The following is a 23,766-nucleotide window of genomic DNA, read 5'->3' on the forward strand; positions in this document are numbered from 1 at the left end:
GCCCGATGACACACCGGGACGACGAGCCGGGTGGAGCCTGAAATCAGCGCGCAGGCTTCGGGCACGAGGGGTGCGTTCCGGCCGCGACCAGGTCACGCACCGCGGACCGCGGGTCGCCGCTGGTGACCAGTCCCTCACCGACGAGAACCGCGTCGGCACCCGCTCCGGCGTAGGCCAGGAGATCGGCGGTGCCGCGGACGCCGGACTCGGCGACCCGGATGATGTCCGACGGCAGGCCGGGCGCGATGCGGGAGAAGGTGTCCGGGTCGACGTCGAGCGTCTTGAGGTTGCGGGCGTTGACGCCGATGACCTTGGCGCCGGCCTCGAGCGCGCGGTCCGCTTCCTCCTCGGTGTGCACCTCGACCAGCGGGGTCATGCCGAGCGACTCGGTGCGGTCGAGCAGGGACGCGAGGGCGTCCTGCTCCAGAGCCGCGACGATCAGCAGAATCATGTCGGCGCCGTGGGCGCGAGCCTCGTGGATCTGGTACGGCCCGACGATGAAGTCCTTGCGCAGCACGGGGATCTCGACGGCGCGACGCACGGCGTCGAGATCGTCCAGCGATCCGCGGAAGCGGCGCTCCTCGGTGAGCACGCTGATGACGCGCGCTCCGCCCGACTCGTAGGCACCCGCGAGCACGGCGGGGTCCGGAATGTCGGCCAGCGCACCCTTGGAAGGGCTGGCGCGCTTGACCTCTGCGATGACGGCGATGCCCGGCTCGATGAGCGCGGCGGCGGCGTCGAGAGCCGGCCGCGCGGCGGCGGCGGCCTTCTTGACGGAGGCGAAGTCCACCACGGATTCACGGGCCTGCGTGTCGGCCCGTACACCGTCGAGGATCGAATCGAGAACGGTCATCGGTGTCCCCCGCGTCCTTCCGCCAGAGTGGTGAATGTCTGCTCGACATCGCAGTGGATGTGTGGCGCTGCTCATCCGGTGCGCTCAGAGTAGAGGCCGGAGTAACACCACCGACTAGCGGGTCTCACCGCCGCGGGGTCGGTCGTCGACACCGGTGGCGTCGTCGGTCACGGTCGGGTCGGCGCCGGAGTCCAGCGCGTCCCAGATGGCCCGCTCGCTCGGTTCCTCGTCGGCGTCCACGGCGGCAGACCGAACGTCCTGTTCGGCGCGCTCACGGCGCACCGCGGGACTGTCGTACCGAGCCGACAGGCCGGCCTTGGAGCGGGACGTGCGCGCGACCACGACGGCGGCGGCCAGCGCGAGCAGACCGCCCAGGAGCGCGAGTGCGGCGGGCGCGCGGCTCGCCTCCGCGGAGAGGACCTCGGCACGACCGGGGAGTTCCGCCAGCGCGCCGGCGCGCTCCGGATCCACGCCCGAGACGATCAACTGCACCGCGGGAACGGCGGCTCCCACACCGACGAGCGCGACGAGCACCGCGAGCAGTACCGTCCACCGTCCGCGGATCGCGAACAGGGCCGCCACCGCAGCGATGGCCGCGATGGCCAACGGCGTGGTCGCCGCGGCCCACGTACCCCCGACGAGCGAGGACGTCTGCTGCTCCCCCAGCCCGTCCGAGCTGACGACCCGGACCCAGGTCATCCGCGACGACGCCCACAGCGCCAGCGCCGCGAGAGCCAGGAGCAGCGCGGCGAGACCGACGCCCCCGCGTTTCACTCGGCGCCTCCGACGGTGGTCACCGTCTCCGCTGCGGCCACCGCGCTGAGCACCGCCATCGCCTTGTTGCGCGCCTCGGTGTCCTCGTACTCGGCGACCGAGTCGGCCACCACGCCGGCACCCGCCTGGACGTACGCGGTGCCGTTCTTGATGAGGGCGGAGCGGATGCAGATCGCCGTGTCGGCGTCCCCGTCGAAGTCGAGGTATCCGACGATGCCGCCGTAGACGCCGCGGCGGGTCGGTTCGAGTTCCTCGATGAGCTCCATCGCCCGCACCTTGGGAGCGCCCGACAGCGTGCCCGCCGGGAAGCAGGCGCGGACGGCGTCGAGTGCGTGCCTGCCCTCGTCGAGCCGACCCGTCACCGTCGACACCAGGTGCATGACGTGGCTGTAGCGCTCGACGTGGCGGTACTCGGTGACCTTGACCGTGCCCGGCTCGCAGACCCGCCCGAGATCGTTGCGTCCGAGGTCCACCAGCATGAGGTGCTCGGAGTTCTCCTTCTCGTCCACGAGGAGGTCCTTCTCGAGCAAGAGGTCGTCCTCCTCGGTGGCGCCGCGCCACCGGGTCCCGGCGATCGGGTGCGTCGTCGCGACACCGTCGGCGACCGTCACGAGGGACTCGGGGCTCGACCCGACGATCGAGAACGCGGTCTCGCCGTCCGCGCCGGGGACGTGCATCAGGTACATGTACGGGCTGGGATTGGAGCGTCGGAGCATGCGATAGACGTCGAGCGGCGTCGCGGTGGTCTCCATCTCGAAACGCTGGGACAGCACCACCTGGAACGCCTCGCCCGCCTCGATCTCCTCGACCAGGCGGTGCACGTCGGCGCCGAACCCCTCGGAGGTCCGCTGGCGCCGGAACTGCGGCTCGGGTCGCGAGAACGACGCCACCGTGGACTCCGCGGCGGACGACAGTGCGAGGGTCATGCGGTCGAGCCGTGCCACCGCGTCGTCGTACGCCTCGTCGACCCGCTCGTCGGTGCCGTTCCAGTTCACCGCGTTGGCGATGAGGGTGATCGCACCCTCGTGGTGGTCCACCGCGGCCAGATCGGTCGCGAGGAGCATCACCATCTCGGGGATCTGCAGATCGTCCTCGGTGAGTTCGGGCAGTCGCTCGATGTGGCGCACCGCGTCGTAGCCGAGATACCCCACCATCCCGCCGGTGAGCGGGGGCAGGTCCGGCAACCGTTCGGAGCGGAGCAGCTCGATGGTGGCTCCGAGTGCGTCCAGCGGATGGCCACCCGACGGGGCACCCGCCGGCGTCTCCCCCATCCACGCGGCCTCGCCGTCCACGACCGTGAGCGCACTGGGGCTGCCCGCACCGATGAACGACCACCGGGACCACGACCGCCCGTTCTCGGCGGATTCGAGCAGGAACGTGCCGGGCCGGTCCCCGGCGAGCTTGCGGTACGCCGACAGCGGAGTCTCGGAGTCCGCGAGAACCTTGCGGACGACAGGGACCACGCGATGGACGGCGGCCAGTTGGCGGAACTGCTCCCGGGTGGTGGTTCCGGGTGCCGGGTCCTTCTGCGAATCCATGGGTGTCATCTTCCCGGGTGCCGTCCCGCCGGGTTCGGGAGGTGCCGAACGCGGTGGTCGCACGGGCGGTGGGACACTCGACGAGTCGGAAACCGAACTGGTCGGTCGTGATCCGGCACGAGGAGAGGAACGCGCACCCGATGACCGCGACACCGCCGTCCGAGACGCACCCGGACGAGATGCGCTGGCTCACACCGGCACAGCAGGACGCCTGGCGCGTGCTGGTCGCCTTCGTGACCCGGTTGCCCGCCGCGCTGGACACCCAGTTGCAGCGCGACTCCGGACTGACGCACTTCGACTACTTCGTGATGGCGACGCTGTCCGAGGCTCCGGATCGTCGGCTGCGCCTACGTGACCTCGCGGACTTCGCCAACGCGTCGCTGTCCCGGCTGTCGCACGTGATGACCAAGCTCGAGCGCGCCGGATGGGCCCGGCGGGAGAGCATCAGCGGCGGCCGCGGCTCCCACGCCGTTCTCACGGACGAGGGGTACGCGAAGGTGGTCGCCACGGCTCCCGGCCACGTCTCCACGGTGCGGTCACTCGTGTTCGACGGGCTGGACGACGAGCAGGTCGAGACGATGCGAGCGCTCGCCGAGGTCATGGTCACCAACCTCGACGCCGGCATCGCCCGCGACGGCGGTGGCTGACCGCCGGTACTCACGCGGTCGGGGGCTCGCTCAGCAACACGTCGGCGTCGAAGCACGAGTGATCACCGGTGTGGCACGCGCCGCCGGTCTGATCGACCGTCAGCAGGATCGTGTCACCGTCGCAGTCGAGGCGGACCTCGTGGACGTACTGTGCGTGTCCGGACGACTCGCCCTTGACCCAGTACTCCTGCCGTGACCGCGACCAGTACGTGCCCTTGCGCGTCGCGAGCGTCATGGCCAGGGCCGTGTCGTCCATCCACGCGACCATGAGCACGTCACCGGTGCCGCGTTCCTGCGCGACGGCGCACACCAGTCCGTCGTCGGTGCGCTTGAGACGGTCGGCGATCGCCGGATCGAGAACGGGGGCGCTCATCGAACCTCCACACCGTCCGCGCGCAGAGCGCCCTTGACGTCGCCGATGGTCATCTCGCCGAAGTGGAAGACGCTGGCCGCGAGAACGGCATCGGCACCCGCGGCCACGGCGGGCGCGAAGTGCTCGACGGCGCCGGCGCCGCCACTGGCGATGACCGGGACCCGGACGGCCGCGCGGACAGCGGTGATCATGGCGATGTCGAAGCCGGCCTTCGTGCCGTCCGCGTCCATCGAGTTGAGCAGGATCTCGCCCACCCCGAGTTCGGCCCCGCGGTGTGCCCACTCCACGGCGTCGACGCCGGTACCGCGGCGGCCGCCGTGCGTGGTCACCTCCCAACCGGACGCCGTCGGCGCCTCGCCCTCGGGCACCGTCCGGGCGTCGACCGACAGCACGATGCACTGCGATCCGAATCGAGAGCTCAACTCGCGCAACAACTCCGGTCGCGCGAGCGCTGCCGTGTTGACGGACACCTTGTCGGCACCCGCTCGCAGGAGCGTGTCCACGTCCTGGACGGTACGGACACCGCCGCCGACGGTGAGGGGAATGAACACCTGCTCCGCGGTGCGGGTGACGACGTCCAACATCGTGGCGCGCCCACCGGACGACGCGGTGACGTCGAGGAAGGTCAGCTCGTCGGCACCCTCGGCGTCGTACTTCGCGGCGAGCTCGACCGGGTCACCCGCATCGCGCAGATCGGCGAAGTTGACACCCTTGACGACGCGACCGGCATCGACGTCCAGGCACGGGATGACGCGTACGGCGACACTCATCTCCGGACTCCTTCCCGCGCGCGCGATGTCGGTGTGTACGTGGACGGCTCGCCGACTCCGGCGAGCACCTGCAGCAGTTCCTCGTGCACGCCGGGGGCTGCGGCGAGCACCGACGTCGAGGTCACCGTCCACGGCTCGCCCGCCAGATCGGTGACGATCCCGCCGCCGGCGCGGACCAGTATCGCTCCCGCGGCGTTGTCCCACGCATGGTGACCGAACACGATCGACGCACCGAGTGTTCCCGCCGCGGTGTACGCGAGGTCCAGCCCGGTCGACCCGTGCATGCGGATCCGTGAGGAGACGCGGCTGATGTCCGAGAGCACCTGCACCCGGTAGGCGCCGGGCAACCGGCCGCGGCTGTCGATGTTGAACGCACCGAATCCGACGATGGAGGAGGCGAGTGCGGAGGTGGGCAGTGCGGGGAGCGCCTCCCCGTCACGATGCACGGGTCCGCCCTCCACCGCCCAGAAGCGTTGGCCGATCAGGGGAAGCCACGTCAGGCCGATGACCGGGCGCCCGTCGACGAGCAGCGACAGCAGGGTGCCCGCCGTGGGCAGCCCGAACGAGTAGTTGAAGGTCCCGTCGATCGGATCGAGTACCCACACGGTGCCGGACTCGACGGGTGGCCCGCCGAACTCCTCGCCGTGCACGGGGATCTGGGTCTGCTCCTGCAGTTCCTCGACCAGCCGACGTTCGAGCTCGAGGTCGACCGCGGTGGCGAAGTCGTCCGGCCCCTTGGCGACGGCGCTGGGCGCCCCGGCGCCGGCGACGAACCGCTCGTGGGTGCCGTCGAGCAGGGTGCGCGCGGTGGCCGCGAGAGCGTCCAGGTCCACGGCGATCACGTCGCCGACGGTGCGCTGTCCGCGACGGCGGCGAGGGCCTCCGGCAGCGTGAAGCGGCCGGCGTAGAGGGCCTTGCCGACGATGGAACCCTCGACGCCCTTGTCGGTCAGCGTGGCGATGGCGACCAGATCCGCGACGGTGGACACTCCGCCGGACGCGATGACCGGCGCGTCGGTGACAGCGCAGACCTGTTCGAGCAGTTCGAGATTGGGGCCGGTCAGAGTGCCGTCCCGCGTGACGTCGGTGACCACGTACCGCGAGCACCCGTCGCGGTCGAGCCGCTCCAGCACCTCCCACAGATCGCCGCCGTCACTCACCCAGCCGCGACCGCGCAGGCGGTGCTCACCGTCGACGATGCGCACGTCCAGTCCCACGGCGACACGATCGCCGTACTCACCGATGGCGCGGCGGCACCACTCCGGATCCTCGAGTGCGGCGGTGCCGAGGTTGACGCGCGCGCAGCCCGTCGCGAGCGCTGCCCGCAGGCTCTCGTCGTCGCGGATGCCACCGGACAGCTCGACCTTCACGTCGAGTTCCCCCACCACGCTCGCGAGGAGGTCGCGGTTCGAACCGCGGCCGAAGGCGGCGTCCAGATCTACCAGATGCACCCACTCGGCGCCGTCGTTCTGCCAGGCCAGCGCGGCGTCGCGCGGAGAGCCGTAGGCGGTCTCGCTGCCTGCCTCTCCCTGCACGAGACGAACAGCTTGACCATCGGCGACATCGACTGCGGGGAGAAGTACCAGGCTCACGTTCGACGAGGTTACCGGCACGATCCGCGGCGACACCGGGCAGGGCGGCGCGTCAGTCGGACGGCTCGGACCCGTCGGGCTCCTCGCCGAAGGATCGGCGAACGGACGCCTTCGCCACCAGCGACGCGCAGACGCCCGTGGCGACGAGTCCAACGGCCACCACCAGCAGCCCCACCGGACCACTCGGCTGCAGCAGCCAGAGGACGAGGGTGGTCGCGGCGAGCATCAGGGTCGCCGCACCGAGGACGAGCCCGGTGTGGCGACCCAGTGAGAACTCGCGGGGCTCGCTCATCCGAGGGTGCGGAGCCAGTTCTCGAGCAGCGTGGCGCCGGCGTCGCCGGACTTCTCCGGGTGGAACTGTGTCGCGGACAGAGGGCCGTTCTCCACCGCCGCGAGGAACTCGCCGCCGTGATCGGCCCACGTGAGAACCGGAGCGGCAAGCGACTCGCTCGGTGCCATCTCCCAGTCCTGCACGCCGTACGAGTGCACGAAGTAGAAGCGCGTGTCGGGGTCCATGCCCGCGAACAGCACCGAGTCCTCGCCCGGGCGCACCGTGTTCCAGCCCATGTGCGGGAGCACCTCGGCCTGCAGCTTCTCCACGGTGCCGGGCCACTGGCCGCAGCCGGTGGCGGGCACGTCGAACTCGACGCCGCGGTCGAACATGATCTGCATGCCGACGCAGATGCCGAGCACGGGGCGGCCCCCGGCGAGCCGCTTGTCGACGAGCTCGTCGCCGCGCACCGACAGCAGACCGTCCATGCATGCGCCGAACGCGCCGACACCGGGCACGACCAGTCCGTCGGCCTGCAGCGCGACGCGGTGGTCGGACGTCACCGTGACGTCGGCGCCCACACGTTCGAGTGCGCGCTGCGCCGAGTGCAGATTCCCCGAACCGTAATCCAGCAACGCGACAGACTTGCCTGCTCTTCCCGGCCGGCCTCCGGCCTTCCCGCTGCTCACAAGCTTCCCTTCGTCGACGGCACTCCCGAGACCCGCGGATCGGGCTCGACGGCCGCGCGGAGGGCGCGAGCGACGGCCTTGAACTCGGCCTCGGTGACGTGGTGCTGGTCGCGTCCGTACAGCACCCGGACGTGCAGGGCGATACGCGCATTGGACGCGATCGACTCGAAGACGTGGCGGTTGATCACCGTGGCGTACGGGGTTCCCGGGTAGCCGCCGATGATCGCGTGCAGCATGTGCTCCGGTTCCCCGGTGTGCACGCAGTACGGCCGACCGGACACGTCGACCGAGGCGTGTGCCAGCGTCTCGTCCATCGGAATGAACGCGTCACCGAAACGGCGAATTCCCTTCTTGTCGCCGAGTGCCTGGCCCAGCGCCTGTCCGAGGACGATAGCGGTGTCCTCGACCGTGTGATGCGCCTCGATCTCGATGTCGCCCTTCGCGTGCACCGTGAGGTCGAAACTCGCGTGCGTCCCGAGCGCGGTGAGCATGTGGTCGAAGAACGGCACACCGGTGGACACGTCGACGATGCCGGTGCCGTCGAGATTCAGCTCCACCGTGATGGACGACTCCTTGGTGGTCCGCTCGATGCGCGCGATGCGGTTCGGGGTCATGATGCTGCTCACTGGTCGGATCCTCTGTTGGGGTTCAGGTGGCGGGGGCGGACGAGTGGACGACGTCCTCGGACAGGTCGGCGCTGACCTCGAGGAACCGATCGTTCTCGGCCTCGGTGCCGATGGTGACGCGGAGATGCCCCGCGATGCCGACGTCGCGGATGAGTACACCCTGATCGAGGTACCGCGACCACACCGCGGGCGCATCGTCGAACAGGCCGAACAGCACGAAGTTGGCGCTGCTGGGCACCACTCGGTAGCCCAGGACGGCGAGCCGGGCGACGACGCGATCACGCTCGGCAGCCAGCTCGGCCACCGAGGCCAGCGTGTCGTCGGCATGGCGCAGTGCGGCGCGCGCAGCAGCCTGCGTGAGCACCGACAGGTGGTACGGCAGCCGCACCAGCAGCAGCGCGTCCACGACGGCCGGAGCGGCCACCAGGTACCCGAGTCGCCCACCCGCGAACGCGAAGGCCTTGCTCATGGTCCGGCTGACGACGACTCGGCTGGGGAACTCGTCGATGAGGTCGACCGCGCTTGGCGCCGCCGAGAACTCGCCGTACGCCTCGTCGACGACGAGGATCCCGGTGGTCGCGGAGGCGAGACGCCGGAGGTCGTCGAGCGAGAGACTGTGTCCCGTCGGGTTGTTGGGGCTGGTGACGAACACGACGTCCGGCGTCATCGACTCGATCGCGGCCACGGCCGCGTCGACGTCCAGCGAGAAGTCGTCACGCCGATGCAGATCGAGGAACTCGGTCTGGGTGCCCGCCGAGATGATGGGGTGCATCGAGTACGACGGCACGAATCCCAGCGCCGTGCGTCCCGGCCCCCCGAATGCCTGCAGCAACTGCTGCAGGATCTCGTTCGATCCGTTCGCGGCCCACAGGTTGTCGACGGTGACGGGCACCCCCGTACGGGCCGCCACGTACGCGGCGAGATCCGTGCGCAGTGAGACGGCGTCCCGATCGGGATAGCGGTGCAGCGACGCTGCCGCCTCCCGCACGGAGCGGGCGACGTCCTCCACGAGCGCTGCCGACGGTGGGTGCGGGTTCTCGTTGGTGTTGAGCTGCACCGGCACCTCGAGCTGCGGCGCACCGTACGGAGACTTCCCGACGAGCGAGTCGCGCAGCGGCAGGTCCGACAGTGCGGTCCCGGCGCCGGGCGCGGCCGTCACGATCGGCTCTCGAACCGCACGCGGACGGCATCACCGTGCGCCGGCAGATCCTCCGCGTTCGCGAGGGCGACGACGTGCTTCGCGACGCCGTCGAGAGCGTCGCGCGCGTAGTCGACGATGTGGATGCCGCGCAGGAAGGTCTGCACCGACAACCCGGACGAGTGACGGGCGCATCCGGCCGTCGGCAGGACGTGGTTCGACCCGGCGCAGTAGTCGCCGAGGCTCACCGGCGACCACGGTCCGACGAACACCGCTCCGGCGCTGCGGATGCGGCCCGCCACCTCGGAGGCGTTCTCGGTCTGGATCTCGAGGTGTTCCGCGGCGTAGGCGTCGACCGTGCGGATGCCGTCGGCCACCGTGTCCACCAGCACGATGCCCGACTGCTCACCGGACAGCGCCGTCGCGACGCGTTCGGAGTGCTTGGTGGTGAGCGTGCGCTCGGCGACCTCGCGCGTGACGGCGTCCGCCAGGGCGACCGAGGTGGTGACGAGCACGCTCGCCGCCAGCACGTCGTGTTCGGCCTGCGAGATCAGATCGGCGGCGACGTGCACCGGGTCGGCGGTGTCGTCGGCCAGGATGGCGATCTCGGTGGGCCCGGCCTCGGAGTCGATGCCCACCGCTCCACGGCACAGCCGCTTCGCCGCGGTGACGTAGATGTTGCCCGGGCCGGTGATCATGTCCACGGGCTCGAGCGGCGCACCGTCGGTGTCCACGCCGCCGTAGGTGAGCAGTGCGACGCCCTGGGCACCGCCGACCGCCCAGACCTCGTCCACGCCGAGCAACGCTGCCGCCGCCAGGATGGTGGGGTGCGGGAGGCCGCCGAAGTCCGCCTGCGGCGGCGAGGCGACGACGAGGCTGCCGACGCCGGCGACCTGCGCGGGGACGACGTTCATGACGACGGACGACGGGTACACGGCGTTGCCGCCCGGTACGTACAGTCCGACTCGCTCGACCGGGACCCACTTCTCGGTGACGGTTCCACCGGGGACGACGGTGGTCACGGTCTCGGACCGACGCTGATCTTCGTGCACGATGCGAGAACGCTCGATGGACACCTCGAGTGCCGCCCGCACGTCGGGATCGAGCTGGTCCAGAGCCTTCTCGAGCTCGGCGGCCGGGACTCGCACGGAGTCGGGACGCACGCGGTCGAACGTCTCGCTGTACTCGAGCGCCGCGTCGGCGCCGCGCTCACGCACCGCCTCGACCACCGGGGTGACCAGATGCAGCACCGAGTTCACGTCCACTCCACCCCGTGGGAGAACCGCGCGCAGCTCGGCGGTGGACGGAGAGCTGCCGCGTAGATCCACGCGTCGCAACTCGGTGCGGGCAGTCATGGGTGATCCTCTCGGGTCGAGCAAGGGCGCGCCGGTCGGCGCACGTCGATTATCGCTCGAGCCCCGACCGGCGCCCCGAGGGGGACGATCCACCTGGTCCCACCGACCGGCCTCCGGCCTGCCCGCACCATGGTCTCAGGAGTAGCGGGCTGCCAGCTTCTCCAGCGTCTTCGTGATGCCGTTCGCGTTCTGTGCCGTCTGCTTGGTCACCTCGAGCATCTTCGGGATCTTCGCCGTTCCGTAGACGAACGATTCCGTCACCTCGGTGGACGAGGGGCCCACCGCGACGAACTCCCAGCGCCACTTGTGGCCCAGCGGGTGCTGCCACTCGATCACCTTGGTGTCCCCGGTATCGGTGAACTCCGTGACGGTGCTGGTGATGCGGTAGGGCACGCCGAACTGCTTCATACCCACCGAGAACTTCGCTCCGCGCGAGAGCGTCGTCGGACCCTTCACCGTGTCCTTCACCGTTCCGGAGCCGTCCAGCTCGCCGTGCCGGTGCGGATCCGCCACCTGAGCGAAGAGGTCGTCGGCAGGGGCGTTCACGGTCACGCGGCGGGCGATGACGCGATCGCCGCGGTCCACAGTGCTCACAGATGTCATGTGCGGTCCTGTGCCCGGATCCCGCTCACGCGAAACGTCACTCGAAGTCGAGCCCCAGGTCGAGCACCGTCACGGAGTGGGTGAGCGCGCCGACCGCGAGGAAGTCCACACCGGTGCCCGCGTACTCGGCGGCCGAGTCCAGGAACAGCCCGCCGGACGATTCGAGCTTCGTCGCGGGAGCTGCTCGATCCCTACGTTGCACCGCCATCTGCGTCTGCCACAGCGGGAAGTTGTCGAGCAGCACCAGGTCGACGCCCTCGGCCAGCACGTCGTCGAGCTGCTCGAGAGTGTCCACCTCGACCTCGCACGCGATGTCCGGCGCCGCGGCTCGGACGGCGCGCAGAGCCGCCACCACCGAGCCCGCGGCGACCACGTGGTTGTCCTTGATCAGTGCCGCGTCGCCGAGGCCCATGCGGTGGTTCTGCCCGCCGCCGGCACGCACGGCGTACTTCTGCAGTGCACGTAGCCCGGGCAAGGTCTTGCGACTGTCCCGTACGACGCATCCCGTGCCGGACACCGCGTCGACCCACGCCGCGGTCGCGGTCGCGATGCCGGACAGGTGGCAGAGAATGTTGAGCATCGTCCGCTCCGCGGTGAGCAGGGCCCTGGTCGGTGCCTCCACCGACAGCACCACGTCACCCGGCTCGACCCGGGTGCCGTCGGCGATCCGGGAGAGCACGACGTGGTCGCCGATCACCTCGTCGAGCACCGCCAGCGCGGCGTCGAGGCCCGCCATGACGCCGTGTGCCCGCGAGACGACCGCGGCGCGGGTGCGCGCGCCCTCGGGCACCGTGGCGAGGCTCGTCACATCGGGCCCGTATCGGAGGTCCTCCTCCAGCGCGCGGCGCACGACGAGGAGGATCTCGTCCCGATCGACGGGGTCGAGAGCAGCGGCGGGTGTGGTCATGAGACTCCTATCGGGCCGACCTGGTCGGCGCTGCGGGCATTCCGCACGATCGCGAGGCTGCCGTCGTCGGCCAGCCGGAAGACGGTGCTGCGGCGCTGTGCGTCGTCGGACCGGGGGTGATCGGCGCGGGTGTGCGCACCCCGCGTCTCGGTGCGGGCGAGAGCTGCCGAGGCGGTCGCGGACGCCAGCAGTGTCAGTGCGGCGTCCTCGACGTCGTGGGTCGACGTGAGCTCGCGCGGGACAGCGGCTCCCACGATCGCCGATGCCTCGCGCAGACCTGTGTCGTCGCGGACGACGCCGACGTGACGGGTCATCGCGGACTGGAGGACGTCCCTGTCGAGCCGGGGCGCCCGGTGTCGCGCACACGGATCACCGGACGTCAGGGAGCGGACGGACACCCGGTCTCGGGCGATGCGAGCCACTCGGGTCCCCAGCACCACGCCCTCGAGCAGCGAGTTCGACGCGAGGCGGTTCGCTCCGTGCAGTCCCGTGCGGGCCACCTCGCCCGCGGCGTGGAGCCCGGCGACGCAGGTGCGGCCGTACTCGTCGGTGACGACACCGCCGCATGCATAGTGCGCTGCGGGGGCCACCGGGATCGGCTGCTCCGTCGGGTCCACGTCCTGAGCGAGGCAGGCCGCGGTGACGGTGGGAAAACGCAGGGCCATGTCGGGCACGGACCGCGCGTCGAGAAAGACGTGATCGGCGCCGCTCTCGGCCAGCCGAGCGGCGATCGCCCGGGACACGACGTCGCGGGGAGCGAGATCACCCAGCGGGTGCACGCCCGCCATGATCGAGCGGCCGTCGGCGTCGACGAGACGCGCGCCCTCACCGCGGACCGCCTCGCTGACCAACGGGAGCCGCCCGCGGCCGCCGGGGCGGAACAGGACGGTCGGGTGGAACTGCACGAACTCGACGTCCGTCACGTCCGCGCCCGCCCGCAGTGCGAGAGCGAGGCCGTCGGCCGTGGCGCCGGACGGGTTCGTGCTGGCCGAGTACAGCATTCCGGTGCCACCGGTGGCGATCAGCACGGCGGGTGCGTGCACCACGCCGAGGTTCGCGTGGAGATCGTCCGGCGAGAGCGAGACGAGCACGCCCGCCACACCGCGGTCGCCGACCAGGACGTCGAGCACGGTCGCGCCGTTCACCGTCGCGGGCGCCGCGGACGACAGAGCGCGCTGGATCTCGCGCCCCGTGGCGTCGCCGCCCGCGTGCACGATGCGGCCGACCGAGTGGCCGCCCTCACGGGTGCGGGCCATGGAGCCGTCCGCGCCGCTGTCGAACCGAGCACCGATGCCGGTGAGCACACTCAGCGCGTCGGCGCCGGCCCCGACGATCGAGCGCACCGCGGCCTCGTCGCACAGACCGGCGCCCGCGACGATCGTGTCGCGCACGTGAGCCTCGACGTCCTCGCCGATCGCGACGGCCATGCCGCCCTGGGCGTACTGCGTCGCCGTACCCGCCGCGTCCTTGCTCAGCACCAGCACGCTCAGCCCGGACCGGGTCGCCTCGATCGCCGCGGCGAGACCGGCGACTCCCCCGCCGACCACGACGAGATCGGCCGCGGCCTCCCAGCCCGGAGCGACACTCCCGCCCGGAGCGGCAGCGACACGTGCGCCCGGAGTGGCCGCAGTGGTCACTCGCCGCCGCCGGGCGAGCCGATGGCGATCATCCGCTCGACGGACGCGCGTGCGCGTTCGGCCGTCGCGACGTCGACGTGCACCTCGTCCTTGCCCTCCGTGAGGCACCGGAGCAGCGCCGCGGGGGTGATCATCTTCATGTACGGGCAGGACGCGCGGTCGTTCACGGCCTGGAAGTCGACACCGGGCGCCGCCTTGCGCAGCTGGTGCAGCATGCCGATCTCGGTGGCGACGAGAACCTGCTTCGCACCCGTGGTGCGCGCCGCGTCGAGCATGCCGCCGGTCGAGAGGATCTTGACGCGGTCCTCGGGCACGAATCCCTCGCCGGCGAGGTAGAGCGCGGACGTCGCGCAGCCGCACTCGGGGTGGACGTAGAGCTCGGCCTCGGGGTACGCCTGCGACCGTGCGGTGAGCTCGTCGCCGTTGATGCCGGCGTGGACGTGGCACTCACCGGCCCAGATGTGCATGTTGGTGCGACCGGTCTGCCGACGGACGTGGGCCCCGAGGAACTGGTCCGGCAGGAAGAGCACCTCGCGGTCCGGGTCGATGGACTGCACGACCTCGACCGCGTTGGACGAGGTGCAGCAGATGTCCGTCAGTCCCTTCACCTCGGCGGTGGTGTTCACGTACGACACGACTACGGCGTCCGGGTGCTCGGCCTTCCACTCGCGCAGCTGGGCCGCGTCGATGGAGTCGGCGAGAGAGCAGCCCGCCCGCTCGTCGGGAATGAGGACCGTCTTGGACGGCGCGAGGATCTTGGCCGTCTCGGCCATGAAGTGCACGCCGCAGAAGACGATGGTCTCCTCCTGCGCCTCGGCGGCGATGCGCGAGAGCGCGAGCGAGTCGCCGACGTGGTGGGCGATGTCCTGGATGGCGGGCAGCTGATAGTTGTGCGCCAGGATCGTCGCGTTCTTCGCCTCTGCCAGGCGCAGGATCTCCTCGGCCCACTCCGGGCCGGCATCGACGCCGGCGTAACCCGTCGGTCCGTCGAAGACCGCGGAGTTCCCGCCGAATCGCGTGGTGGTGATCGCCATGTCGTGCTCCTCGCGTGCGTCCAGCGCTCGCGTGCGCCGGTGCCGATCCGCCGGAATGGACCCGACGGGGTTTTCGACTTATGATCGAAAACGTGATTCATCGTAGCACCGCCGCCGACGGACCGACCGGAAGTGCCCCCGATCCGGCCACCCGACCGGTGCACGAAGTGCTGTCCGTCGTCTTCCAGGTGCGCGAGCTGCAGCCCCGCGAGCCTGCCGAACTGTGCGTGCTGCTGTGGCAGCGCGCACTCGCCCCGGCGCGCGGAACCTGGTCACTCCCCGGCGGGCTCCTCCGGAACGACGAGAACCTGACCGACTCCGCGCGACGTCAGCTGGCGGAGAAGGTCGACGTGCGCGAGGTACGCCACCTCGAGCAGCTGTCCGTCTTCTCCGATCCCGGGCGGGTCCCCGGCGATCGCCGCATCGCCTCGACGTTCCTCGGTCTGGTCCCCATCGTCGGGGACCCGCGACTTCCCGTCGACACTGCGTGGCACCCGGTCGCGACGCTCCCCGAGACCGCGTTCGATCACGGCACGATGGTGGCGCACGCCCGCGCGAGACTGGCGGCCAAACTGTCGTACACCAACATCGCCTTCGCGCTCGCGCCCGTCGAGTTCAGCCTGTCGACCTTGCGCGACATCTACTGCGCCGCACTGGGTTACCAAGTCGACACCACCAATCTCCAACGGGTGCTCACCCGGCGGGGCGTCATCGAGTCCACCGGCCACACCGCTCCCCCGGGCCCGTCCGGAGGACGTCCCGCCGCGCTGTACCGCTTCCGGGACAGCGCACTACGTGTGACCGACGAGTTCGCCGCGCTCCGACCACCTACGTGAGAGTGCCGTAGCCGACGACGGCATCGCCGCCGTCCGCCTTGGCGGAATACATCGCTCGATCGGCACAGATGAGAAGCACCTCCACGTCGTGCGAGGTGACGACCCGCTCCTCGCGAGCGACCCCGATGCTCAAACTCGACTCGTGGTCCGACCGCGCCGTGTAGGCGCTGCGCAGCCGTCGCGCCCGGTCGAGCACCTCGTCCATCGGCAGCGCGGTCACGACGGCGAATTCCTCCCCGCCGGTGCGGGCCGTGATCGACGGAGACGGGAACATCTCGTCGATGGTGTCCGCCGTCCGACGGATGACGAGGTCACCGTGGTGGTGTCCGAAGCGGTCGTTGATCGACTTGAAGCGGTCGATGTCGATGACCACCGCGACGAGACCGTTCCGGGTGCCGAGCAGTTCGCCCGCCGCGACGGTGAGTCCCCGCCGGTTGCGCAGGCCGGTCAGCGGATCCACGTACGCGGCGGTGACGTCGCCGCGTTGCAGGAACTGCAGGCGGTAGATGGAGATCGGTGCGAGGAAGAGAACCATCACGATGAGCAATCCGTAGGTGACGGCGAGCGAGGTGCGCGCCGCTCCGAGCACGGACTCCGAGCCGATCGCTCGGACGAACAACCCGACGCACACCACCACGGTGAGGGAATGGTGGACGGCGAACACCCGCGGCGTGTGGAACGTCGCCACGTAACTGCTCGCGACGCCGAACAGGATCGCGCAGGGCAGCACGGCGAGCGGGTCGGACAGCGAGAGAAGCACCACGGAGAGTCCGACGTCTGCGTACACGACGAAGGCCGTCGACATCCGGCGTGAGGGCCACGGTCCGCGGATCCAGGCGAGCCCGACGCCGGCGGTCCCCACCGCGTTCACGAGCACGATCGTCAGTGCTGCTCCCGTCGGCGCGGTCGGCGGGGCGAGTCCGGCGACGACGTACAGGACGGAGAACAGGAGGCAGGACAGACCGATGAGGACGCGGGTCGAGCCGAGCGCGGTGTTCGTCTCGAAGTAGTGGACGGTCCACGCGTAATCGACGGGTCTGGTCAACCACCGCCGAATGGTGTTCGCCACGTCCTGGAGACCCTCGCCGTTCGAAGAGGTCGGCCCCCGCCCGCGGCCCGTCGTGGGCCGCCCTGAGAGCGCTCATTCAAGCAGACGAACCCGGCGTCCGAGACCCGAACGGATCACTCCTCGGGGGACTCGTCCCGACCCAGATCGTCCGACGGCGACAGCGCCGTGACGAGAACGAGCGTGACCGCCGCAGCCAGAGGTTGCGCGAGCAGAGCCAGCCACGTCGAGACACCGGGGGCGAGTGCGACGACATCGCCGCGAAGGGCGCCGTCGGCACTCGGATACCGCACCGCGCCCACGGCGAGGCCGGCACCGATCGCCGCGGCGGACGCCAGCGCCGACGCCACCACGATGTCGAGGACCAGACGCGGCCCTCGCTCGGCCACGCGAGCCCAGACGGCGACCGTGGTCAGCACCCCGGCCGCGGCGGTCACGCAGAGGAACAGAGCGAGTGCGTCGAAGCGATGATCGCTCTCGCCGGTCAACACGATCGCGCGGCCGTCACCGACGGCAGCGACGTGCTCCACGGGCGCGAGCAGAGCCCACAGGATCCCGAGGACGGCACCGACCACCGCGGTCGCGAGCACGATCCGGATCGAACGCCGGCTGAACGCGCCGCGCGACGGCCGACCCGCATCGCCGATCCCGGGTGCGGTCGAGGCGAACCCCGTCGTGTCGACATCACTCACGTCGGCCAGCCTAGGCTGTCGCTGCGTGGCCGACGGGCCCGCGACACGAGTCGGGAGAGGTGCGGAATGCAGTTGCGCAGAGACGACGTCGTCGACGGCGCACTGACCATTCTCGACGACTACGGTCTCGCCGACCTCACGATGCGCCGATTGGCAGGCTCGCTCGGTGTCGCGCCGGGCGCGCTGTACTGGCACGTCGCGAACAAGCAGGCGCTGCTCGGCGCGGTGTCCGATCGCATCCTGAGCCGCCTGGACACCGTGCCCGCTGCCGTCACCTCCGATGTGCTGGACGCCGTGCGCGGCCGCGCTCACGGACTTCGAGACGCTCTCCTGGCTCACCGGGACGGCGCCGAGGTGGTCGCCTCCAGCCTGGCCGCCCGCACGGTGACGCACCCCGTGCGGACCACGGTCGTCGACGATCTCCGCGCCACCGGGCTGACCCCGGAGGACGCCGGACACGCCGCGGACGCCCTGCTCTACTACGTGCTGGGTGCGACGAGCGACGAACAGTCCCGGCTGCAGATGGAGTCCGCGGGTGCGCTGGCCGCGGATCGACACCTCGACGACGGTGACCTCGATCGAGATGCCACCGCTCGGTTCGATTTCGGCCTCGAACTCTTCGTCGACGGCGTTCGGAGCCGCGTCCGTACGCTGAACGAGTGACCTCCTCGACCTCTCCCGTCACCGTCCTCGGAGCCGGTATCGCCGGTGCCGCGTGCGTTCGCGTGCTCCGCGACGCCGGTGTCCCGTTCGTGCTGCGTGACCGGGGCCGCGCCGTCGGCGGTCGGATGTCGTCCCCCGAGTTGCACGGACGCCGAGTCGATGTGGGCGCCGGCTACTTCACCGTCCGCGACGACGGGTTCCGGGACGTCGTGTCCGACTGGGCCTCTCGCGGTCTCGTGCACGAGTGGACAGACACCTTCACGGTGGTGCGGGCCGGGGCGGAGCCGGAACAGAAATCGGGACCCACGCGGTGGGGAACGCCGGCGGGCCTGCGATCTCTGGTCAAGGACCTGCTGTCCGGTATCCCTGTCGACGCCACCGAGGCTCGGGCGTTGCCCGACGGACACGTGGTCCTGGCCATGCCCGACCCGCAGGCCTCCCGCCTGATGACCGTGCCCGACGCCGTCGACTACGACCCCGTCGTCGCTGTGGTCCTCGGGCTCACCGACGACGACGCCGCCGGACTCCCCTTCCCCGACGCCGCCTTCGTGTCCGACGACGCGGACGTCGAGTTCCTCGCGCGCGACGGCGCACGCCGGGGCGACGGAGCCGCGGTCCTGGTCGCCCACACGTCCGCGCAGCGCGCCCGGCGACACCTCGACGACCCCGCCGGTGCGATCCCCGCCGTCGTCGACGCCGTCGCCGCGCTCACGGGCATCGGCACTCCGATCTGGACGTACGCCCACCGCTGGACCTTCGCCAAGCCCGCCTCCCAGCACGACGCGAGCCACGACATCGTCTCGCACGGCGACCGTCTGGTCGGCTTCGCCGGGGATCAGTGGTGCCCGGAGGGCTCGCCCCGCGTCGAGAGCGCCTGGCGATCGGGCACCGACCTCGGGCACGCGCTGATCGCACGACTGGGCTGAGCCCGGGCGGCCGACGCTCCGGCCTGCGACGGACCTCGCCGACAGGTGTCCTTCGCCGCTGCCGGGATAGGGTTCCGAGCATGTCCGTCGACCATGCACACGAACCATCGATCCAGGTATGGCCCGGCAGCGCGTATCCCCTGGGCGCCACCTACGACGGCGCCGGAACCAATTTCGCGCTCTTCTCCGAGGTCGCCGAGGCCGTCGATCTCTGCCTCATCGACGCCGACGGTCACGAGACCCGCGTCCGCCTCGAAGAGGTCGACGGGTACGTCTGGCACGCCTACATCCCCCAGGTCCAGCCCGGCCAGCGGTACGGCTACCGCGTGCACGGCCCGTGGAATCCCGGAGCGGGACAGCGGTGCGACGCGAGCAAGCTGCTGCTCGACCCCTACGGCAAGGCGTTCGTCGGATCGTTCGACGGTGACCGCTCGCTCTTCAGTTACGACATCGACATCCCCGAACGTCCCGTGCCCGCAGCGCAGGAGAACGACGACGCCGTGCATCCCGGCGAGGCGCACGTCGCCGGCCCCGCGGGATCGGCCACCGCATCGCGCACCGTCGACGCGACCCGCGCCAACGTCGCGACTGCCAGAACCGTTGCACCCGAGCCTGATCCAGAGCCCGAGCCCGAGTCCGAGAACCACTTCCCCCAGCACGACTCGCTGGGGCACACGATGACGACGGTCGTCGTCAACCCGTTCTTCGACTGGCAGAACGACCGCTCGCCGCGTCGCCCCTACAACGAGACCGTCATCTACGAGGCCCACGTCAAGGGCATGACGATGACCCACCCGGACATCCCGGAGGATCTGCGCGGTACGTACGCCGGTCTCGGCCATCCGGCCGTGATCAGCCACCTGGAGAAGCTCGGCGTCACCGCCATCGAACTGATGCCGGTGCATCAGTTCATGCAGGATCAGACACTGGTGGACAAGGGACTTCGCAACTACTGGGGCTACAACTCGTTCGGTTTCATGGCCCCGCACAACGAGTACGCGTCCTCCCCCATGGCCGGTTCGGCCGTGTCGGAGTTCAAGACGATGGTGCGCTCGTTCCACGAAGCCGGCATCGAGGTGATCCTCGACGTGGTCTACAACCACACCGCCGAGGGCAACCACATGGGTCCGACCATCGCGTTCCGCGGCATCGACAACGCCGCGTACTACCGGTTGGTCGACGACGACCCGTATTTCTACATGGACTACACGGGCACGGGTAACAGCCTGAACGTCCGTCACCCGCACACCCTGCAGCTGATCATGGACTCCCTGCGCTACTGGGTCACCGAGATGCACGTCGACGGCTTCCGCTTCGACCTCGCATCGACCCTGGCCCGCGAACTGCACGACGTGGACAAGCTGAGCGCGTTCTTCGACCTGGTCCAGCAGGACCCGGTGGTGAGCCAGGTCAAGCTGATCGCCGAGCCGTGGGACGTCGGTGAGGGCGGCTACCAGGTCGGCAACTTCCCCGGTCTCTGGACCGAGTGGAACGGCATGTACCGCGACACCGTCCGCGACTACTGGCGCGGTGAGCCGGCGACACTCGGCGAGTTCGCGTCGCGGCTCACCGGATCCTCCGACCTCTACGAGGCGACGGGTCGCCGCCCCGGTGCGAGCATCAACTTCGTCATCGCGCACGACGGCTTCACGATGCACGATCTGGTGTCCTACAACGACAAGCACAACGAGGCCAACGGCGAGGACAACAACGACGGCGAGAGCCACAACCGGTCCTGGAACTGCGGTGTCGAGGGGCCGACGGACGACCCCGAGGTGCTGTCGCTGCGCGCCCGTCAGATCCGCAACATGCTGGCGACGCTCATGCTGAGCCAGGGCACGCCGATGCTCGCGCACGGCGACGAGATGGGCCGGACCCAGCAGGGCAACAACAACGTCTACTGCCAGGACTCCGAACTGGCCTGGATGGACTGGTCGCTGGCGGAGACGAACGCCGATCTGGTCGAGTTCACGTCCCGCGTGATCGCACTCCGCAACGACCACCCGGTGTTCCGTCGACGACGCTTCTTCGAGGGCCGGCCGATCCGCAAGGCGGAGCAGACGCGCGACATCGCGTGGCTCACCCCGACCGGCGAGGAGATGACCGAGGAGGACTGGGACAGCGGCTTCGGCAAGTCGCTGGCGGTGTTCCTCAACGGCGAGAACATCCCCGAGCCCGACAACCGGGGCAACCGGGTCGTCGACGACACGTTCTACCTGTGCTTCAACGCCCATCACGAGCCGATCGACTTCACCACACTGGACGGCAAGTACGCCGACGAGTGGACCGTCGCGCTCGACACCGCCTCGGCCACCGGAGCCGACGATCGAGTCATCGTCGCCGGCACCGCTGTCGAGGTGCAAGCACGGTCACTGTTGGTGCTACGGAAAACGGGGTAAGGAAGCGACATGAGCCACGCGATCACCTCGACCTATCGATTCCAGCTACGGGGTGATCGCTTCACTCTCCGCGATGCCGCGTCGCTGGTTCCCTATCTCGCCGAACTCGGTGTCTCCCACGTCTATCTGTCGCCGATCCTGACGGCGGCCGAGGGCTCCACCCACGGGTACGACGTCACCGATCCGCGCACCGTCTCCGAGGCACTCGGTGGTCGAGCCGCTCTCGAGGACCTCGTCGCCGAGTGCCGGTCCCACGGCCTGGGCGTCGTGGTCGACATCGTGCCCAACCACCTCGGTGTGGCCACGGCGCGGGAGAACCCGTTCTGGTGGGACGTGCTGAGACACGGACGCGCATCGCAGTACGCCTCGTGGTTCGACATCGACTGGGCCGGTGCGGAGCGCATCGCGCTCCCCGTGCTGGGCGACGATGCCGACGTGAACGAACTCTCGGTCGACCGGTCGGGAGACGAGGCCACGCTGGCCTACTACGAGAACCGCTTCCCGGTGGACCCTGCGACCGACGACGGCGGGGACGACGCGAAAGCACTGCACGACAAGCAGTCCTACGAACTGGTCGGATGGCGCTCCGGGCGCATCGGGTACCGCCGGTTCTTCTCCGTCAGCGACCTGGCCGGTCTCCGTCAGGAGGACCCCGCGGTCTTCGACGCGACGCACGCCGAGGTCGGCAGCTGGTTCCGCGACGGTCTCGTCGACGGTGTGCGCGTCGACCATCCGGACGGGCTCACCGCACCGGCCGAGTATCTCGCTCGCTTGCGGGGCGTCGTCGGACCCGACTCGTGGCTCGTCGTCGAGAAGATCCTCACCGCCGAGGAGCCGCTCGACGTCACCCTTCCCGTCGACGGAACCACCGGGTACGACGCTCTCGCCGATCTCGGTGGGGTGTTCCTCGACCCGTCGGGCGAGGAGCCGCTGACGCGACTGTCGTCGGACGTCACCGGCCACGCGGGGGACGCACACTGGGTGCACGAGGCCGAGCGGACCATCAAGGCCGACACGGCGAGCACACAGCTCGCTCCCGAGGTGCGGCGCCTGGTAGCGGCGATCGCCCGCGACACCGGAACGTCGTTCGACGCCGACCTCGCCCGCGAGGCCGTGACCGAGATCGTCGCCCGCATGCCGGTGTACCGCTCCGACTACGCGCCGCTGGCCGGCATGCTGCCCCGCCTGCTCGGCGACGTCGCTGCGGATCGCCCCGAACTGGTTCCCGCCCTCGAGGTCGTCGCGGCCGCCGTGGCCGCACGCGGCGAGGCGTCGGGACGTCTGCAGCAGGTCGCGGGCGCCGTGATGGCGAAGAGCGTCGAGGACTGCATGTTCTACCGCACGTCGCGGCTGGTCTCGCTCCAGGAGGTCGGCGGTGACCCGTCCCGCTTCGGTCGGTCGGTGCCGGAGTTCCACCTCCGCCTGTCCGAGCGGGCCCGGCTGTGGCCTGCCGCGATGACGACCCTCTCGACACACGACACCAAGCGCGGCGAGGACGTCCGGGCGCGCATCGGCGTGCTGTCTCAGGTGCCCGACCTGTGGCGCGCGTGCCTGAGCGACTGGGAGGAGCAGGCTCCGTCGCCCAACGGGTCCACCGGACTCTTCTTGTGGCAGAACATCGTCGGCACCTGGCCGACCGACGGCGTGGTCACGGACGAGTACCGCGAGCGACTGCACGCCTACGCCGAGAAGGCCATCCGCGAGGCGGGCTCGTACACCGGCTGGAACGACGTGGACGAGGACTTCGAGTCTGCCGTCCACACGTGGATCGACGGCATCGTCGACGGAGCGGTGGCTCCCTCGCTCACGACGTTCGTCCAGCAGATCGCTCCGCACGCATGGAGCGATTCGCTCGGACAGAAGCTCCTCCACCTGGCGGGTCCCGGCATCCCGGACATCTACCAGGGCACGGAGCTGTGGGAGGACTCTCTCGTCGACCCCGACAACCGCCGGGACGTGGACTACGACGCCCGCAAGGCTCTCCTGGACATCGACGGGACGCCGGCGCTCGACGCGAGCGGCGCCGCCAAGTTCCACGTGACCCGGTGTTCCGCACGGCTGCGCCGCGACCGTCCGGACAGCTTCGTGGGCGGGTCCTACGTTCCGGTGTTCGCGACCGGCGCCGCCGCCGACCACGTCGTGGCGTTCGGTCGTGGACCCGCCGACGGTGACGCCGACGTCGTCGCCGTCGCCACGCGGTGGTCGATGCGCCTCGGCGAGGCCGGATGGGGTGACACCTCGCTGGCGTTGCCGGACGGTGAGTGGACCGACCTCGTGAATGGTGGGTCGTTCAGCGGAACGGTCACCGTGTCCTCACTGCTCTCCGCGCTCCCGGTCGCGCTCCTCGTCCGACGGTGACCTGATCTCGAGGTGAACCG

24 protein-coding genes are annotated in these 23,766 nt (G+C 70.3%); 6 read left to right on the forward strand and 18 right to left on the reverse strand.

The genetic code is table 11. The features are described from left to right. Positions 1–43: 43 nt before the first annotated feature. The 3 genes from trpC to J4E04_RS12155 form a co-directional block, all read right to left on the reverse strand. A complete protein-coding gene (gene trpC / locus J4E04_RS12145; protein ID WP_027506784.1) occupies positions 44–853 on the reverse strand; it encodes an indole-3-glycerol phosphate synthase TrpC in 810 nt (269 codons plus the stop codon). A 114-nt stretch (positions 854–967) separates the two neighbouring features. Further along, the gene (locus J4E04_RS12150) at positions 968–1,627 is read right to left on the reverse strand and encodes a TIGR02234 family membrane protein (protein WP_222627037.1); all 660 of its coding nucleotides are present in this window, start codon (positions 1,625–1,627) and stop codon (positions 968–970) included. Continuing rightward, the gene (locus tag J4E04_RS12155) at positions 1,624–3,165 is read right to left on the reverse strand and encodes an anthranilate synthase component I (RefSeq protein WP_307108925.1); all 1,542 of its coding nucleotides are present in this window, start codon (positions 3,163–3,165) and stop codon (positions 1,624–1,626) included. The genes J4E04_RS12150 and J4E04_RS12155 overlap by 4 nt, the downstream gene beginning before the upstream one ends. 140 nt (positions 3,166–3,305) lie before the next feature. Between J4E04_RS12155 and J4E04_RS12160 the strand changes: the two genes are divergently transcribed. Next, entirely contained in the window at positions 3,306–3,812 is a 507-nt protein-coding gene (locus tag J4E04_RS12160; protein ID WP_222627041.1) for a MarR family winged helix-turn-helix transcriptional regulator, read from the forward strand. A gap of 10 nt (positions 3,813–3,822) precedes the next feature. On the opposite strand, the gene hisI is transcribed toward J4E04_RS12160, so the two are convergent. The 13 genes from hisI to nadA all read right to left on the reverse strand — a co-directional run bounded on the left by hisI (position 3,823) and on the right by nadA (position 14,806). Continuing rightward, complete coding sequence (hisI, locus tag J4E04_RS12165; RefSeq protein ID WP_056447928.1) at positions 3,823–4,185, reverse strand: phosphoribosyl-AMP cyclohydrolase; 363 nt, start codon at positions 4,183–4,185, stop codon at positions 3,823–3,825. Continuing rightward, positions 4,182–4,955 carry an imidazole glycerol phosphate synthase subunit HisF gene (gene hisF, locus J4E04_RS12170; protein ID WP_027506789.1) on the reverse strand — a complete coding sequence of 258 codons (774 nt, stop codon included), beginning with the start codon at positions 4,953–4,955 and terminating at the stop codon, positions 4,182–4,184. The genes hisI and hisF overlap by 4 nt, the downstream gene beginning before the upstream one ends. Then, a complete protein-coding gene (locus J4E04_RS12175; protein WP_490148686.1) occupies positions 4,952–5,797 on the reverse strand; it encodes an inositol monophosphatase family protein in 846 nt (281 codons plus the stop codon). The genes hisF and J4E04_RS12175 overlap by 4 nt, the downstream gene beginning before the upstream one ends. Next, positions 5,794–6,546, reverse strand: a complete 753-nt coding sequence (gene priA / locus J4E04_RS12180; protein WP_204867182.1) for a bifunctional 1-(5-phosphoribosyl)-5-((5-phosphoribosylamino)methylideneamino)imidazole-4-carboxamide isomerase/phosphoribosylanthranilate isomerase PriA — start codon at positions 6,544–6,546, stop codon at positions 5,794–5,796. The genes J4E04_RS12175 and priA overlap by 4 nt, the downstream gene beginning before the upstream one ends. Positions 6,547–6,598: 52 nt before the next feature. Then, entirely contained in the window at positions 6,599–6,838 is a 240-nt protein-coding gene (locus J4E04_RS12185) for a hypothetical protein (RefSeq protein ID WP_027506792.1), read from the reverse strand. After that, positions 6,835–7,506, reverse strand: coding sequence for an imidazole glycerol phosphate synthase subunit HisH (gene hisH, locus J4E04_RS12190; protein WP_222638634.1), 672 nt, complete (start codon positions 7,504–7,506; stop codon positions 6,835–6,837). The genes J4E04_RS12185 and hisH overlap by 4 nt, the downstream gene beginning before the upstream one ends. Next, the gene (hisB, locus tag J4E04_RS12195; protein ID WP_222647117.1) at positions 7,503–8,120 is read right to left on the reverse strand and encodes an imidazoleglycerol-phosphate dehydratase HisB; all 618 of its coding nucleotides are present in this window, start codon (positions 8,118–8,120) and stop codon (positions 7,503–7,505) included. Before hisB ends, hisH begins: the two co-directional genes overlap by 4 nt. Before the next feature lie 34 nt (positions 8,121–8,154). Continuing rightward, entirely contained in the window at positions 8,155–9,291 is a 1,137-nt protein-coding gene (locus J4E04_RS12200; RefSeq protein ID WP_285188914.1) for a histidinol-phosphate transaminase, read from the reverse strand. Beyond that, positions 9,288–10,625: a histidinol dehydrogenase gene (hisD, locus tag J4E04_RS12205; RefSeq protein ID WP_490148687.1), complete on the reverse strand. Its 1,338-nt coding sequence runs from the start codon at positions 10,623–10,625 to the stop codon at positions 9,288–9,290. The genes J4E04_RS12200 and hisD overlap by 4 nt, the downstream gene beginning before the upstream one ends. Positions 10,626–10,760: 135 nt before the next feature. Beyond that, positions 10,761–11,228: an SRPBCC family protein gene (locus J4E04_RS12210; RefSeq protein ID WP_027506797.1), complete on the reverse strand. Its 468-nt coding sequence runs from the start codon at positions 11,226–11,228 to the stop codon at positions 10,761–10,763. Positions 11,229–11,265: 37 nt separating this feature from the next. Then, complete coding sequence (gene nadC / locus J4E04_RS12215) at positions 11,266–12,135, reverse strand: carboxylating nicotinate-nucleotide diphosphorylase (protein WP_490148688.1); 870 nt, start codon at positions 12,133–12,135, stop codon at positions 11,266–11,268. After that, positions 12,132–13,772: an L-aspartate oxidase gene (locus tag J4E04_RS12220; protein WP_490148689.1), complete on the reverse strand. Its 1,641-nt coding sequence runs from the start codon at positions 13,770–13,772 to the stop codon at positions 12,132–12,134. The genes nadC and J4E04_RS12220 overlap by 4 nt, the downstream gene beginning before the upstream one ends. Continuing rightward, positions 13,769–14,806, reverse strand: a complete 1,038-nt coding sequence (gene nadA, locus J4E04_RS12225) for a quinolinate synthase NadA (protein WP_056447901.1) — start codon at positions 14,804–14,806, stop codon at positions 13,769–13,771. The genes J4E04_RS12220 and nadA overlap by 4 nt, the downstream gene beginning before the upstream one ends. 167 nt (positions 14,807–14,973) lie before the next feature. Between nadA and J4E04_RS12230 the strand changes: the two genes are divergently transcribed. Beyond that, positions 14,974–15,642 carry an NUDIX hydrolase gene (locus tag J4E04_RS12230; protein ID WP_222628480.1) on the forward strand — a complete coding sequence of 223 codons (669 nt, stop codon included), beginning with the start codon at positions 14,974–14,976 and terminating at the stop codon, positions 15,640–15,642. Here the strand turns inward: J4E04_RS12230 and J4E04_RS12235 are convergent. Next, complete coding sequence (locus J4E04_RS12235; RefSeq protein ID WP_307093221.1) at positions 15,635–16,711, reverse strand: GGDEF domain-containing protein; 1,077 nt, start codon at positions 16,709–16,711, stop codon at positions 15,635–15,637. The genes J4E04_RS12230 and J4E04_RS12235 overlap by 8 nt on opposite strands. Before the next feature lie 113 nt (positions 16,712–16,824). Further along, positions 16,825–17,400 carry a DUF2567 domain-containing protein gene (locus J4E04_RS12240; RefSeq protein WP_490148690.1) on the reverse strand — a complete coding sequence of 192 codons (576 nt, stop codon included), beginning with the start codon at positions 17,398–17,400 and terminating at the stop codon, positions 16,825–16,827. A 66-nt stretch (positions 17,401–17,466) separates the two neighbouring features. Here J4E04_RS12240 and J4E04_RS12245 point away from each other — a divergent pair, with 66 nt between their 5' ends. From J4E04_RS12245 to treY, 4 genes are all read left to right on the forward strand, one after another. Then, complete coding sequence (locus J4E04_RS12245) at positions 17,467–18,063, forward strand: TetR/AcrR family transcriptional regulator C-terminal domain-containing protein (RefSeq protein ID WP_222650451.1); 597 nt, start codon at positions 17,467–17,469, stop codon at positions 18,061–18,063. Further along, complete coding sequence (locus J4E04_RS12250) at positions 18,060–18,989, forward strand: NAD(P)/FAD-dependent oxidoreductase (RefSeq protein WP_490148691.1); 930 nt, start codon at positions 18,060–18,062, stop codon at positions 18,987–18,989. Before J4E04_RS12245 ends, J4E04_RS12250 begins: the two co-directional genes overlap by 4 nt. Before the next feature lie 80 nt (positions 18,990–19,069). Further along, a complete protein-coding gene (gene glgX, locus J4E04_RS12255; protein WP_328809890.1) occupies positions 19,070–21,388 on the forward strand; it encodes a glycogen debranching protein GlgX in 2,319 nt (772 codons plus the stop codon). A 9-nt stretch (positions 21,389–21,397) separates the two neighbouring features. Next, positions 21,398–23,746, forward strand: a complete 2,349-nt coding sequence (gene treY, locus J4E04_RS12260; RefSeq protein ID WP_490148692.1) for a malto-oligosyltrehalose synthase — start codon at positions 21,398–21,400, stop codon at positions 23,744–23,746. Positions 23,747–23,766: the final 20 nt, after the last annotated feature.

Source organism: Rhodococcus sp. NFXS4, from assembly GCF_058139645.1.

What these genes read in the sequence shown, in the direction of transcription:
- treY (WP_490148692.1), top strand. Translation starts at nt 21,398, where the DNA reads ATGAGCCACGCGATCACCTCGACCTATCGATTCCAGCTACGGGGTGAT.
- J4E04_RS12155 (WP_307108925.1), bottom strand. Translation starts at nt 3,165, where the DNA reads ATGGATTCGCAGAAGGACCCGGCACCCGGAACCACCACCCGGGAGCAG.
- hisB (WP_222647117.1), bottom strand. Translation starts at nt 8,120, where the DNA reads ATGACCCCGAACCGCATCGCGCGCATCGAGCGGACCACCAAGGAGTCG.
- J4E04_RS12210 (WP_027506797.1), bottom strand. Translation starts at nt 11,228, where the DNA reads ATGACATCTGTGAGCACTGTGGACCGCGGCGATCGCGTCATCGCCCGC.
- J4E04_RS12245 (WP_222650451.1), top strand. Translation starts at nt 17,467, where the DNA reads ATGCAGTTGCGCAGAGACGACGTCGTCGACGGCGCACTGACCATTCTC.
- hisF (WP_027506789.1), bottom strand. Translation starts at nt 4,955, where the DNA reads ATGAGTGTCGCCGTACGCGTCATCCCGTGCCTGGACGTCGATGCCGGT.
- J4E04_RS12160 (WP_222627041.1), top strand. Translation starts at nt 3,306, where the DNA reads ATGACCGCGACACCGCCGTCCGAGACGCACCCGGACGAGATGCGCTGG.
- hisD (WP_490148687.1), bottom strand. Translation starts at nt 10,625, where the DNA reads ATGACTGCCCGCACCGAGTTGCGACGCGTGGATCTACGCGGCAGCTCT.
- trpC (WP_027506784.1), bottom strand. Translation starts at nt 853, where the DNA reads ATGACCGTTCTCGATTCGATCCTCGACGGTGTACGGGCCGACACGCAG.
- glgX (WP_328809890.1), top strand. Translation starts at nt 19,070, where the DNA reads ATGTCCGTCGACCATGCACACGAACCATCGATCCAGGTATGGCCCGGC.
- J4E04_RS12185 (WP_027506792.1), bottom strand. Translation starts at nt 6,838, where the DNA reads ATGAGCGAGCCCCGCGAGTTCTCACTGGGTCGCCACACCGGGCTCGTC.
- nadA (WP_056447901.1), bottom strand. Translation starts at nt 14,806, where the DNA reads ATGGCGATCACCACCACGCGATTCGGCGGGAACTCCGCGGTCTTCGAC.
- hisI (WP_056447928.1), bottom strand. Translation starts at nt 4,185, where the DNA reads ATGAGCGCCCCCGTTCTCGATCCGGCGATCGCCGACCGTCTCAAGCGC.
- nadC (WP_490148688.1), bottom strand. Translation starts at nt 12,135, where the DNA reads ATGACCACACCCGCCGCTGCTCTCGACCCCGTCGATCGGGACGAGATC.